Annotated in this window: 12 protein-coding genes and 1 pseudogene; 7 read left to right on the forward strand and 6 right to left on the reverse strand. The window is 57.7% G+C overall.

The features are described 5' to 3' along the window. Nucleotides 1–14 precede the first annotated feature (14 nt). From PL599_RS19940 to PL599_RS19965, 6 genes and pseudogenes are all read left to right on the forward strand, one after another. Complete coding sequence (locus PL599_RS19940) at nucleotides 15–848, forward strand: transporter substrate-binding domain-containing protein (protein ID WP_269824914.1); 834 nt, start codon at nucleotides 15–17, stop codon at nucleotides 846–848. 10 nt (nucleotides 849–858) lie between these two features. Next, nucleotides 859–1,572: an aspartate/glutamate racemase family protein gene (locus PL599_RS19945; RefSeq protein ID WP_269824913.1), complete on the forward strand. Its 714-nt coding sequence runs from the start codon at nucleotides 859–861 to the stop codon at nucleotides 1,570–1,572. Beyond that, nucleotides 1,572–2,228: an amino acid ABC transporter permease gene (locus tag PL599_RS19950; protein ID WP_077984671.1), complete on the forward strand. Its 657-nt coding sequence runs from the start codon at nucleotides 1,572–1,574 to the stop codon at nucleotides 2,226–2,228. Before PL599_RS19945 ends, PL599_RS19950 begins: the two co-directional genes overlap by 1 nt. 17 nt (nucleotides 2,229–2,245) lie before the next feature. Further along, nucleotides 2,246–3,019, forward strand: coding sequence for an amino acid ABC transporter ATP-binding protein (locus PL599_RS19955; RefSeq protein WP_416172506.1), 774 nt, complete (start codon nucleotides 2,246–2,248; stop codon nucleotides 3,017–3,019). A gap of 19 nt (nucleotides 3,020–3,038) precedes the next feature. After that, on the forward strand, nucleotides 3,039–4,295 hold the full coding sequence (locus PL599_RS19960; protein ID WP_173991307.1) for an NAD(P)/FAD-dependent oxidoreductase: 1,257 nt from the start codon (nucleotides 3,039–3,041) through the stop codon (nucleotides 4,293–4,295). A gap of 85 nt (nucleotides 4,296–4,380) precedes the next feature. Continuing rightward, nucleotides 4,381–5,132, forward strand: a pseudogene (locus PL599_RS19965) (IS6 family transposase). A gap of 281 nt (nucleotides 5,133–5,413) precedes the next feature. Here PL599_RS19965 and PL599_RS19970 read toward each other — a convergent pair. The 6 genes from PL599_RS19970 to PL599_RS19995 all read right to left on the reverse strand — a co-directional run bounded on the left by PL599_RS19970 (nucleotide 5,414) and on the right by PL599_RS19995 (nucleotide 10,707). After that, nucleotides 5,414–5,698 carry a MurR/RpiR family transcriptional regulator gene (locus PL599_RS19970; RefSeq protein WP_269824911.1) on the reverse strand — a complete coding sequence of 95 codons (285 nt, stop codon included), beginning with the start codon at nucleotides 5,696–5,698 and terminating at the stop codon, nucleotides 5,414–5,416. Between the two features lie 97 nt (nucleotides 5,699–5,795). After that, nucleotides 5,796–6,815 (reverse strand): Gfo/Idh/MocA family oxidoreductase, encoded by a 1,020-nt coding sequence (locus PL599_RS19975; protein WP_269824910.1) that lies wholly within the window; start codon nucleotides 6,813–6,815, stop codon nucleotides 5,796–5,798. Between the two features lie 23 nt (nucleotides 6,816–6,838). After that, complete coding sequence (locus PL599_RS19980) at nucleotides 6,839–7,633, reverse strand: TIM barrel protein (RefSeq protein WP_269824960.1); 795 nt, start codon at nucleotides 7,631–7,633, stop codon at nucleotides 6,839–6,841. 84 nt (nucleotides 7,634–7,717) lie between these two features. Next, nucleotides 7,718–8,506 carry an ATP-binding cassette domain-containing protein gene (locus PL599_RS19985; RefSeq protein ID WP_217003483.1) on the reverse strand — a complete coding sequence of 263 codons (789 nt, stop codon included), beginning with the start codon at nucleotides 8,504–8,506 and terminating at the stop codon, nucleotides 7,718–7,720. Further along, nucleotides 8,506–9,627, reverse strand: a complete 1,122-nt coding sequence (locus tag PL599_RS19990) for an ABC transporter permease (protein ID WP_077984632.1) — start codon at nucleotides 9,625–9,627, stop codon at nucleotides 8,506–8,508. Before PL599_RS19990 ends, PL599_RS19985 begins: the two co-directional genes overlap by 1 nt. Nucleotides 9,628–9,753: 126 nt before the next feature. Continuing rightward, nucleotides 9,754–10,707 (reverse strand): sugar ABC transporter substrate-binding protein, encoded by a 954-nt coding sequence (locus PL599_RS19995; protein WP_142914328.1) that lies wholly within the window; start codon nucleotides 10,705–10,707, stop codon nucleotides 9,754–9,756. 175 nt (nucleotides 10,708–10,882) lie between these two features. Between PL599_RS19995 and PL599_RS20000 the strand changes: the two genes are divergently transcribed. Continuing rightward, nucleotides 10,883–11,908 (forward strand): LacI family DNA-binding transcriptional regulator, encoded by a 1,026-nt coding sequence (locus PL599_RS20000; RefSeq protein ID WP_142914327.1) that lies wholly within the window; start codon nucleotides 10,883–10,885, stop codon nucleotides 11,906–11,908. Nucleotides 11,909–12,064: the final 156 nt, after the last annotated feature.

A 12,064-nucleotide genomic window follows, 5' to 3' on the forward strand; every position in this document is an offset into this window, starting at 1 on the left:
CTGGGGATATGGCCATGAACAGACGTGACTTCGGAAGAGTAATGCTGCTTGCAGGGGCTGCAGCACTCCTCCCATCTTCCGCACTTCTCGCAGCAACCGAAGGCGCAACGCTCGAAGCGATCCGAGCCCGCGGTACGTTGCGGATCGGCGTGTTTGCAGGCACCGAGCCTTATTATCACAAGAACCTGGCGACCGGAGAGTGGGAAGGTTTCTGCGTCGCAATGGGCCGTGATCTGGCGCAACATATCGGCGTCAAACTGGAGTTGGTCGAGACGACCTGGGGCAATTCCGTGATCGATCTGCAAAGCAACAAGATCGACATCATGTTCGGGCTTAGCAACAATCCGGAGCGCGCCAAGGTTGTCGACTTCACCAAGGCGTTGATGGACAATACTTTCACCCTCGTTGCCCGCAAGGACCTGGAAGTGACGAAGTGGGAGGAGATGAACAGGCCGGAGATGCGGGTGGCGGTCGACCTTGGCTCGACGCAGGACAATTTCGCCCGCAAGAACCTGCCGAACTGCACACTGGTCGCGCTCAAATCTGCGGATGAGACCATTCTGGCGCTTCAATCGGGCCGCGCCGACGCCATCATTCAGGTCGCCCTACTTGCTGTCGTGACGACGAAGAACCTTGCGCCGAATGTCAAGCTTATCATTCCTGGACCCCATGCAAGCCAGCCGACCACGATTGGTGTGCGCCGCGATCCGAATGGCGAGTTCCGCGATTATGTCGCTACCTGGCTTGCGGAGCGCCGCGAGCAGGGCAAGATCTCGAACTGGATTGTCGAAAGCCTCGCACTCGTCGGGGTCGACAAGGCTGCGTTGCCTGCAAATCTGACGTTCTGACAGGAACCCAATGTCCGCTTCCTCAGGTGCCTTGGGCATCATCATGCTGGATACGACGTTCGAGCGTCCACCTGGTGATGTCGGCCATGCCGGGTCATGGCGTTTTCCGGTCAAGTTTCGCAAAGTGCGCGGTGCGTCCGTTTCCCTCGTCGTCCGTGCAGGCGGCGAGGGTCTCGTTGAAGATTTCATCGCCGCCGGACGAGAGCTTATTTCGGAGGGCTGCAGCGCAATCATCACGTCTTGCGGCTTCATGGCGCGACATCAGCGGAAATTGGCCGAGGCGCTCGGCGTGCCGGTCGCCGCCTCCAGCCTGATGCAGCTGCCCATGGTGGAAATGACGCTTGGCGCCGGGCTGCGTCCCGGCGTGATAACCTATGATGCCGCCAGCCTGGGTGATGACGTGTTCGAAGCCTGTGGGGCCGATCCATCGGTGCCCGTGCGCGGCGTGCCCTCCGGCGGCGCTTTTCATGCGCTCATCGAGGGCTCCGCGGCATATGATCATGCGGCGCTGGAGGCCGAAGTGATCGATGTTGCCCGAAAGCTCATCGCCGAGCATCCCTCGGTCGGCTCGATCGTGCTGGAATGCACCAACATGCCGCCCTTTGCACAGGCGATCTCGGCAGCCCTCGGCCTTCCGGTATTCGACATCCTGACGCTTGGCGAGTGGCTTTTTACATCAACCTCTCCCCGGATATTCCGCGGGGCCGAACAAAGCGCGCTGTGATGCAGTATCAATGGGACTTCTCCGGCCTTTGGCAGTACCGCGGCCTGTTTCTTCAAGGCTTGGGTTATACGGTCGGCTTTACTGTTCTGACCATCATCTCCGGCATCGTCGTCGGCACGGTCTTCGCTCTTGCCCGGCTCTCCGGGATGAAAGTCGTTACCGTTCCGATCATGACGATCGTGGAACTGTTCCGCTGTACACCTGTCCTCGTGCAACTGGTCTGGTGTTATTATGCCCTGCCCATGCTGGTCGGTATCCAGATTTCGCCAGCGATGGCGGCCTTCATCACGCTGACCATGTACGGCGCCGCGTTTTATGCCGAGATCATCCGGGGCGGCATCGTCTCGATCGATACGGGACAATGGGACGCGGGACGCGCGATCGGCATGCGGCGAGGCCAGTTGATGGCCAAGATCATCCTGCCGCAGGCCTTGCGCCGCATGGTGCCGCCGCTGGTGAACCAGTCCGTCCTGCAGCTCAAGAACACCTCGCTTCTCTCCGTGCTCGCGGTGCCCGACCTGCTCTATCAAGGTCAACTGGTGACATCCGCCACCTACCGACCACTCGAAACATACACCCTGATTGCAGCCATCTATCTGGCCGTCCTGTTTCCCATGACACGCCTGGCGCATTGGCTGGAGGGCCGCAGGACATGAATAACGAGATCCAGACGATGGCCGACACGGAACCGATGATCGAGGTCGTGGGCTTGAAGAAGTCCTTCGGACCGCTGGAGGTCCTGAAAGATATCAATCTTTCCGTGCCACGCGGTCATGTCGTGGCGATGATCGGGCCGAGCGGTTCGGGAAAATCCACCCTGTTGCGCAGCCTCAATCTGCTGTCATTGCCCGATGCGGGCTGCATCACCATCGGCGGAAGGCGAATGGACTTTTCCTCGGGCCACGTCGCCATGCACGACCGGGATCTGGCAACCTTCCGCGCCAATACGGGAATGGTATTTCAAAACTTCAATCTGTTCCCGCACATGAGCGTCATCGACAATGTGATGATCGGGCCGGTGAGCGTGTTGAAACAGGACAGCAATTCTGCGCGGACACTCGCGATGGAGCTGCTCTCCAAAGTCGGGCTGGTCGAGAAAGCCGATGCACGCCCGGAGCAGCTTTCCGGCGGACAGAAGCAGCGCGTGGCGATTGCCCGGGCACTGGCCATGAAACCGGAGGTCATGCTGTTCGATGAGGCCACCTCGGCACTCGATCCGGCACTGGTGGGTGAGGTTCTGGCGGTCATCCGCCAGCTCGCCGAGCAGGGTATGACGATGATCCTCGTCACCCATGAGATGGCTTTTGCCCGCGATGTCGCCGACACCGTCATCTTCATGCAGGACGGCTTCGTCATCGAGTCGGGCGATGCGCGCCAGGTCATCAACGAACCCCGCGAGACGAAAACGCGGGAATTCCTCAGCCATTTCCATGGCGGACTTTCCTGAGAGCAGGACGAAAACGGCAATGACAGGCAAGGTAATCGTGGTCGGCGCGGGCATCATCGGTGCCACCACAGCATTAAGATTAGCGGAAGCGGGCTGGGATGTAGTCCTTTGCGATGGCAATGCGCCAGGCAGCGAGGCCGGCGCAAGCTATGGCAATGGCGGCTGGATCAGCCCGGCATCGATCATCCCGATGAGCATGCCTGGCCTGTGGCGGAAAGTCCCCGGCTTCCTCCTCGACCGAAACGGGCCGCTGACGATCGATTGGGCGTCTCTGCCGCAGCTGGCGCCGTGGCTCCTCCGTTTTTTGTGGGCAGGTGCGAGCAAGGCACGCGTGCGCCGGACGGCGAAATTACTGAACTTCCTGCTGCACGATGGACCCGAACGGCATCTGGAGCTCGCGCGGAAGACCGGACAGGAGCAGCTCATTCTTCAAAAGGGGCTGCTCTACGCCTATCCCGACCGAGCCTCCTTCGAGGCGGAAGCACTGAGCTGGGAGCTGCGTCGCGAGAATGGCGTTGCCTATGCGGAATGGAATGAGGCTGAAATCCGCGAAAGGCTGCCGGCACTCGGCCCTGCCTACCGGTTCGCCATCCATGTGGTCAACGGTGCCCATTGCCGAGACACCGGGCGCTATGTAGCCGGCATTGTGGACGCCGCGCGGCGCAGGGGCGTCCAATTCCACCAATCCGCCGTGACGGCCATCCTCGACGGCGCGACACCGCAGGCCGTTCTCGAGGGCGGCGAAACGTTATCTGCCGACCGCATCGTCGTGGCTGCGGGCATACATTCCGGCCATCTGCTGCGCCCGCTCGGCGTGCGCATTCCGATGCAGAGCGAACGGGGTTACCATGTGACCGTGACATCGGGGCAAACGCCTTTCGAGATCCCCGTGATGCCGAGCACCGGCCGGATGGCCAACACACCGACAGACATGGGTCTGCGCCTTTCGGGCCAGGTCGAGCTCGCATCAGTCGATAAACCTCCGAATTGGGAGCGCGCGCAGGTGCTGCAACGGCATGCCCTGGCGAGCTACCCCTATCTGTCCACGGACAAGACACTCAGGCTTCGGCTCTGGATGGGGCATCGTCCCTCCACACCGGATGGCCTGCCGGTGATCGGCCCGCTGTCGCGGCACCCTGGTCTTGTCGCCGCATTCGGCCACGGGCATGTCGGCATTGCGGCCGCCCCCAAGACGGCAGATCTCGTGCTCGACGCGCTCGAAAATCGCATCAGCGGCGAGGCGCTTCCGTTTCTGCCGAACCGTTTCAGGCAATAATTGGGCTTGTCGCAAATTTTCTAGCTTGACGGAAAGTTGACCATCGGAAGAGAAATTCGCGCTCCAAAAGTTGCGGAGCAAGCCAATGAATCTGAATGCCATTGCCGAAAAGCTAAAGCGACAATCAAAGGACGATTTCAAGGGAAGGCTTTTCGAGGCGTGGGTGATCGTGCAGGCGGTTACGTGGTATTTGCGATACCCGCTCAGTTATCGGGATCTGGACGAGATGTTCCGTGAGCGTGGCTTCGAGGTCGATCACAGCACGATCAATCGGTGGGTTCTGGTTTATGCGCCCATTATCGAGAAGCGGCTTCGCCGGTTTCGCGACCACATTGTGGATCGGTGCGGATCGACGAGACTTATGTGAAGGTCCGCGGCAAATGGCGATACCTGTATCGCGCCATCGACAAAGCAGGAAATCCCGTTGATTTCCTGCTGACAGCCAAGCGCGACCTCGATGCCGCCAAGCGTTTCTTCCGCAAAATGCTGAAAGATGATCCGTTATTGTCGCCCGGCAGGATCGGCACGGATGGCGCCAATACGTTTCCATCGGCGATTAAAACGTCGGTTGACGATGGGCTTCTGCATCCGGATCCCGTGCACTACGTCACCAAACACCTGCAGCAAGGCATCGAGAGCGACCATTTCCGAGTGAAGAAGAACATGCCGAAGATTGGTGGCTTCCAGTCATTCAACACGGTGCGGCGAACGATCGCGGGTTTCGAGGCGATGCTGTGGCTGAGGAAGGGCTTCGGTTTTTCACGCGGCTGGACCGTAAACGACCCGAATGATCTCCTTGCGCGCCTCTTCGGACTTCAAAAGCTTAACAAAGCGTGAAAGCAGCGGCGGTCAGAGGGTAATTGCGACGTGCAGAAATGATTGCGACAAGCCCGTTTGGGACCTTGTCTGCGGACTTCATCATGGCCAGCGACCCGTGCGGTCGCACGAGTAGGCCGGACACATGATTGCAATCGACCGAACGATATCGCATGAACCACCACTGTGCCGCAGGAGCCGTCCACACATGCTCCTATCCGAGCGGCGAGACACGGGCCAACAAATCTGGCAATAGCAGCTTTCTCTGACGGTAGGCGCGACGAGAATCAAAAATCAATAACCTAACGGTAGGTTGCGTTGACTTTCACGTGCTGCCGAAAAACGCGCCTGAATTCGCGATAACTCTCAAACCCAAGAGAGATTGCCAGCCGGACCACCGTCGACTGGGTGACTGAACAACGAACAGCAAGGGAATTTGCTGTACCGAAGGCGACGATTTCCGGATAGGCGACCGCAAATCGCGCTACTCGCTCTTGACGGAAAGATAGCGTCACACCTTGGACCGCAAGCAAGCTTTCCAGATCAAGAACTGTTTTTGGCTTCTGAACTTCTGCTTTCGCTTCCATGATGATCCTCCTAGCCTCACCAACAGGCTTCTGGTCACGAACTTTTCCAGCATATATGTGCTGACAGAGGCCGACAGCGCCCCTGTCAGCTAGGCCTTCAACTCACAGGAACCGGCTGTTTTCTCGACACGGATTCAATGGCAGCAAGGGCGATCGCCAGAGCGTTGCGAGCATCAGCTCCCGTGGGTGCGTTCTGAACGACACCGCGACGAGCCGCCTCAACGAAAGAAGCAAGCTGCGCCGTGTAGGCTTGGACGAAGTGGTCCGTGTCGCGCCGCCATGTGTCGTTGGATACGCCAGTCGCGTCGAACAGCGTCATGCTCGAACGTCGTACGTCGCCCATCGTGACCATTCCGCCGGAGCCGAATACTTCGCCGCGAATATCGTAGCCGTACATTGCAGAGAAGTTTGCTTCCGCAACCGCAATAGACCCGTTGTCAAAGCGGATATTGACGACCGCCGTGTCTAGGAAGCCCTTGTCGCGTGCATCCGGGCGAACTAATGCATCTGCCATTGCAAACACTTCGACAGGCTTTGCGCCGGGGTTCAACCAAAGCAATGTGTCGAAGTCGTGTATAAGGGTTTCATAGAAGATCGTCCACGCCGGAATCCTGTCAGGATCACCGCCGAACGGACCCGGATCGCGTGTCAGCGACCGGATGAGTTGAACCGCACCGATCTTTCCAGCGTCGATCGTTGCGCGGCCTTCAAAAAATGCCTGGTCCCAACGGCGATTAAAACCGACCTGCAGGGGAACACCCGCGGCCTTGGCGGCTGCAATGCCGCGATCCGCATCTTCAAGCGTGAGTGCCATCGGTTTTTCGCAGAAGATCGCTTTACCGGCCTCCGCCGCCTGCACAAGGATATTGGTGTGAAAGCGTGCAGGTGTGGCAATGATGACCGCATCCAGACCGGGGTGAGAAAGCATTTCTGCGACGTCGGGATAAGAAGCGTCGGCGCCCAGCGCCTCTGCAAGTTTTGCGGCGGCCCCGGGAGCGGGATCAGCGACGGCCACAAGCTCCGCGTCTACGAGCCTTCTTGCGACACTCTCCCCATGGAATGAACCGATGCGCCCTGCCCCGATAAGTCCGACGTTGACTGTTTTGACCTTGGTCATGATTTTTAGTCCTGTTTTTGAAATCAGAGAGTGAAGGCTTCGCGGAAGGCAGCGAGCGCGGCGTCGGCATCTCCGGATGCCCAAGCTTCCATCCCGATCGGGCCGGAGTAGCCCATATCGCTCAGGGCTTTTGCGATCCCCTTCCAATTCACCTCGCCGGTGCCCGGCTCAAATCGGCCGGGTACGTCAGCCACCTGAATCTCACCGATCCACGACAGGCTCCTGCGGCAAAGTTCGATCAGGTTCCCCTCACCGATCTGCGCGTGGTAGAGGTCAAGGTTCAAACGCAGACGCGGGTGATCGATGCTGGATACAAGCGCCAACGTGTCTTCGGCGCGCCCGAACGGCACGCCGGGGTGATCGACGGGAAGGTTCAGGTTCTCCAGTGTGAAAACCACATTTTCTTCTTCCGCGAGGTCAACGATACGGCATAGCGTCTCCTGAGCCTTCAGCCACATGGTTCCCGTGACGACCTCGACAGGCTGAACCGGCAGTCCACGATCCCCGAGGCCTGTGCCGTGAAGGTTGAGGCGCTGAACGCCAAGACGTTTGCCAATCTGAGCCGTTTCGCGTGCGGTTCTCAAAAGTTCGGCTGCGCCCTCATCATCGGTGAGGCGGCCTGTCAGATAACCGTTCATAATTGTGAAGGTTGCACCGGTGGCTTCGAGCTTGTTGATGTCGTGCTCTGGCCAATTCCAGAGGCCGACGCCAAATCCCTGCTCCTTCAATCGGGAGGCGCGCCATTCGATCGGCTTGTCCCGCCACAGCATCTCCGCGCAGGCGGCTAACTGAAACTGGGTATTATTCGCATTGCTCATTTGGGGTGGTTTCCTGGATTTTGGATATGGCTGTCCCGAGGCCCGGCGAATACGCCGAGCCAAAATTGATGTTTCCAAGTGTCTTCAGATGGTGCCGCCCAGCTCCGCGGAGATCGACTGTAGTTCCTTGCCGCCGGCCATCAGATTCTGCAGGCCATCGAGGTCGATTTCATGCTTGGCAAATGTCCCCAGCGTCTTTCCCCTGTTCAGAGCTGTGAAACGGTTGCCGACGGCAAAAGCGTGTCTGACGTTATGGGTAATGAAAATGACGCCCAGACCTTTGCTACGAACCTGATCGATGTACTTCAGGACCATCGAGGTTTGCGCAACACCGAGTGCAGATGTCGGTTCGTCAAGAATGAGGACTTTTGCCCCGAAATACACGGCGCGTGCGATCGCCACGCATTGACGTTCGCCACCGGAGAGCGTGCCGACGGCCTGTCCGGGTTCACGAACATCGATGCCGATTCTCTTCATTTCTTCGCTGGTAACGCGATCCGCGAATTCCATGTCCATGTATTTGAACGGACCGAAGCCCTTCAATGGCTCGCGACCCATGAAGAAGTTTCTTGTGACAGACATCAGCGGGATCATCGCCAGATCCTGGTAAACGGTCGCGATCCCCGCATCGAGCGCATCTCTTGGCCCGGTAAAGAGATATTGTTTCCCCTCGACGAGGAAGTCGCCGGATGTCGGCCTGTGAACGCCGGAAAGAGTATTGATCAGGGTTGATTTGCCGGCTCCGTTATCTCCGAGAAGGCACAGAACCTCTCCTGCGTGGACACTCAGCGAAACGCCGTTAAGTGCGATAATCGAGCCGAAGTGCTTGACGAGGTTCTTGACCTCGACGAGTGGTGTCTGGGTCGTGCTCATCAGCGTTCTCCCGTCACACGCTTACGAATGATGTTGTTGAAAATAACTGCAGTCAGCAGCATCCCGCCGAGGAAGACGAGGTACCAATCCTGGTCGATTGACGTGTAGGTGAGGCCGATCAAAACCATACCAAAGACGATCGAACCGAAAAATGCGCCGATCGCCGAACCGTAGCCGCCGGTGAGAAGGCATCCGCCGATAACGGCCGCGATAATTGCTTCGAATTCTTTCTGAAAACCGCGTCGGGCATCAGTCGAACCGGCGTCGAGGACAGTTAGAATGGCGACAAGAGTGGCGCACATCGCGGTTACGATAAATAGAGTGGTCTTTACACGGGCGACAGGAACACCCGACTTGCGGGCAGCCTTCGGGTCACCGCCCGATGCAAAGATCCAGTTTCCAAATCGTGTGCGAAGCAGAACCCATGTCGCGACGAGTGCAATGAGCACAAACCAGAGGATTTCCACCGGAATACCCGGGACTTTCGGCGTTCCGTTAGGGAAGGTCTCGATAATTCCTGCATTGCCAAGCCATGTGAAGAGACCCGGGAAGGCATCGCCTGAAAAGAGCGGCGCAAGGGGACTGTCCGCAACAGCCTCTCTCATCCCGCGAAGCTGGGTTGAACCGCCGCTCGCCCACTTCAGGCCGACGAGCGTTAAGCCGCGAAGAATGAAGAGAAACGCAAGCGTCACTATGAACGATGGAAGCCCGGTGCGCATGGTGAGCTGGGCATTGGTGACACCTATGACCACGGCAAAAGCAAGCGCGATCAGGATCGCGACACTGAGCGGGAGATTAAGGACGACAAGGGCCGTGCCGAAAACCAGCCCCGCGAATGCGACCATCGAGCCGATGGACAGATCGAACTCGCCGCCGATCATTAGAAGTGCCGCACCAACCGCAAGAATTCCGAGCTGGGCTGCTGGCGCCATGAAGTTTACAATACCGGCAAGTGTGAACATGGCTGGGTTTGCGGTGAGCATGAAGAATATCGTAACGAGCACCAATCCTGCGACGGCGCCGAGTTCCGGACGTCGCGCGAGCGCGGTCAAAGTCGAAACCTTTTTCAGGCGCTCGTCGGATCGAGTCGGTGACCCGTTCTGTTCGTTGGCCAGCGTCATGGGCATACCTCAGATGTAAGTTTTCTACGTGCGCCATCGGTTGCCGTTCACGCGTCACGCGGATCGGATGCCAGGCGATGAGGGCAGCTCCCGCCGGAGGTGCGAGAGCTGCTAGATGGGTCCCGCTCAGCGGATACCCTGGGAGGATTTCTCAATCACCGAAGCGGCGGTATCCTTCTCGACAAAGCTCGGACCCGAGGCAACGTTTCCAGCAGGAATCGTGCCATATCTTGCATTCAGCGCGAGGAATGTGACTGGCAGATATCCCTGGAGATAGGGTTGCTGGTCCACGGCAAACAGTGCCTTGCCTTCCGAAACAGCCTTCAGGAAATTCGCCGAAAGATCGAAAGAAGCGACCTTGACCTTGTCACCATTGCCCATCTTCTCGACAACAGCGACCGCCCGCTCACCAACGAGGGGTGCCGACAGGCCAAGTACGACATCGACGGAAGGATCTGAGGTTAAAGCAGCCTGAATCTTTGATTCAATTTCCGCCGGGTCGGCTGTCGTCGGCAGGACCGTAACCTTTCCACCTTCGAAGCCCTTCGCCGTCCCCGCGCAACGCTGGTCAAGAGCGGCATTTCCGACCTCCTGGTTTACGCAAAGGACGTGCTTCTTGCCGAGCGACTTCAGTTTTTCGCCGACCTTCACGCCTGCGGTAAGTTCGTCCTGGCCAACATGGAGCCTGATGCCCAGCTTTTCCGTTGCGGCAATGCCGGAGTTCATGGAAATGACGGGGATACCGGCCGCAATAGCCTTGGCAATCGCCGGGCCCAGCGCATCCGGATCGGGATTGGAAATTACAATACCCGCCGGGTTCTGATTGACTGCAGCTTCAATGAGCTGAGCCATCGCGACCATGTCGAAGGTCTCCGGTGCACGATAGTCAACCTTGGCATTGATGTCCTTGCCGGCCTGCATCATACCGTTTTTCACGATCGACCAGAAGGGGTCGGACGCTTGCCCATGAGTGACAGCAATGATGCTGGGCTGTTCATCGGCTCTGACGCCTATCGACCCCGCTGCAGCCAGTGACACAGCAATAGCCGCAGAAGCGACATTCTTCCAAATGGATTTCATTTTTTCCTCCTCAATGTCACCCACTCCTCTGGATGACAAATTCGAATGCTACCGGGTGCAAATTTGTTTGCTACCGGGTGCAAGCAGGTGCATGTTACGTCACAATGCGTTAAAAGCAAGCATTCATTTCACTGGATCAGAAAAATGGAATTTATGTTCCATTACCGGAGAGTTCATGCGCAAGAGAGCAACGGCAAAACAGGTAGCGGATGCGGCGGGAGTCTCGAAGTGGACCGTAATACGCGCTTTCACACCGGGCGCCTCTATTACTGACGAAAGCAAGCGGAAGGTACTGGAAACTGCTGCAGCTTTGAACTATACGCCGAACCTCCTTGCACGAAGCCTCGCAACCAACTCGACGGGACAGATCGCCGTCTTCGTGGATGACTTTTCCAACCCGCAGAAGCTCCCCTTCCTTGAGGCGCTCACCGAGAAGCTCCAGGCGGCCGGCCTGGTGGTGATGCTGATCAATATCAACAGTCACTTTGACCATGTAAACGCCCTTCTCCACGCGGACCAGCGTCAGGTCGATGCCATCATTCTCTTTGGTACAGCGTTTCGTGACGAAACTCTGACAGACCTGCAGCAGGGGCAAGGCATGCCGCCTATGTTCGTGCTTGCACGCGACAGTCAGATCGACGGCGTTCCCGCTGTTGTCTGCGACGCGGAACTGGCCCTCAAGGAAATCGTAGACCACCTTCATGCGGGGGGATATAAGCGCCCAGGCTTCATGAGTGGTGCTACGGCTTTGTCTACAGCTTTAAAAAGAAGTCACTATTTCACGGAGTTTTGGGCGGAAAAAGGTATCCAGGACATTGTCCACATGAGCGCGGAAAAATACAGCCTGGACGCTGGCGCCGCCTCGGTGAGGAAGTACTTGAGTGAGGCGTCTCCTGACGATCGCATCGATGTCCTGATGTGCGAAAACGACATTCTGGCGATGGGCGCCATGGATGAAATCAGGGCGCGATTCCACCTTCAAGTGCCTGAAGACATTGCGATAGTGGGCTTCGACAACTACGAGCTATCCGGTTCGTTCGGATATGGCATTACCACCTATGAGCAACCGCGCGACGAAATGATTGATGCAATTCTGAGTATGGTCAAGGGGCACTCGGATTTAAAGACGGTCACTCTCCGGGGAGAGCTCGTCGTTCGAAACTCAACATTAAGGTCGGCTGACCTTGCCCCGTTGAAATAATCCATTTTGAAGTAAGCTCTGGCCCATTGATACGGCTCCTCACTGATCGTGACTCCTTTTGCCTTTCAAAAGTCGATGAATCTGAATCTCTGGTGCAAAGCGGAGGTGTCGGATGCGAACAGGAATTTCATTGCGGGCAGATTTTGATGCTGAAGG

The organism is Agrobacterium sp. ST15.16.055, assembly GCF_027956555.1.
In the GTDB taxonomy this organism is placed as follows: Bacteria; Pseudomonadota; Alphaproteobacteria; order Rhizobiales; family Rhizobiaceae; genus Agrobacterium; species Agrobacterium salinitolerans.

What these genes read in the sequence shown, in the direction of transcription:
- PL599_RS19940 (WP_269824914.1), top strand. Translation starts at nt 15, where the DNA reads ATGAACAGACGTGACTTCGGAAGAGTAATGCTGCTTGCAGGGGCTGCA.
- PL599_RS19945 (WP_269824913.1), top strand. Translation starts at nt 859, where the DNA reads ATGTCCGCTTCCTCAGGTGCCTTGGGCATCATCATGCTGGATACGACG.
- PL599_RS19950 (WP_077984671.1), top strand. Translation starts at nt 1,572, where the DNA reads ATGCAGTATCAATGGGACTTCTCCGGCCTTTGGCAGTACCGCGGCCTG.
- PL599_RS19955 (WP_416172506.1), top strand. Translation starts at nt 2,246, where the DNA reads ATGGCCGACACGGAACCGATGATCGAGGTCGTGGGCTTGAAGAAGTCC.
- PL599_RS19960 (WP_173991307.1), top strand. Translation starts at nt 3,039, where the DNA reads ATGACAGGCAAGGTAATCGTGGTCGGCGCGGGCATCATCGGTGCCACC.
- PL599_RS19970 (WP_269824911.1), bottom strand. Translation starts at nt 5,698, where the DNA reads ATGGAAGCGAAAGCAGAAGTTCAGAAGCCAAAAACAGTTCTTGATCTG.
- PL599_RS19975 (WP_269824910.1), bottom strand. Translation starts at nt 6,815, where the DNA reads ATGACCAAGGTCAAAACAGTCAACGTCGGACTTATCGGGGCAGGGCGC.
- PL599_RS19980 (WP_269824960.1), bottom strand. Translation starts at nt 7,633, where the DNA reads ATGAGCAATGCGAATAATACCCAGTTTCAGTTAGCCGCCTGCGCGGAG.
- PL599_RS19985 (WP_217003483.1), bottom strand. Translation starts at nt 8,506, where the DNA reads ATGAGCACGACCCAGACACCACTCGTCGAGGTCAAGAACCTCGTCAAG.
- PL599_RS19990 (WP_077984632.1), bottom strand. Translation starts at nt 9,627, where the DNA reads ATGACGCTGGCCAACGAACAGAACGGGTCACCGACTCGATCCGACGAG.
- PL599_RS19995 (WP_142914328.1), bottom strand. Translation starts at nt 10,707, where the DNA reads ATGAAATCCATTTGGAAGAATGTCGCTTCTGCGGCTATTGCTGTGTCA.
- PL599_RS20000 (WP_142914327.1), top strand. Translation starts at nt 10,883, where the DNA reads ATGCGCAAGAGAGCAACGGCAAAACAGGTAGCGGATGCGGCGGGAGTC.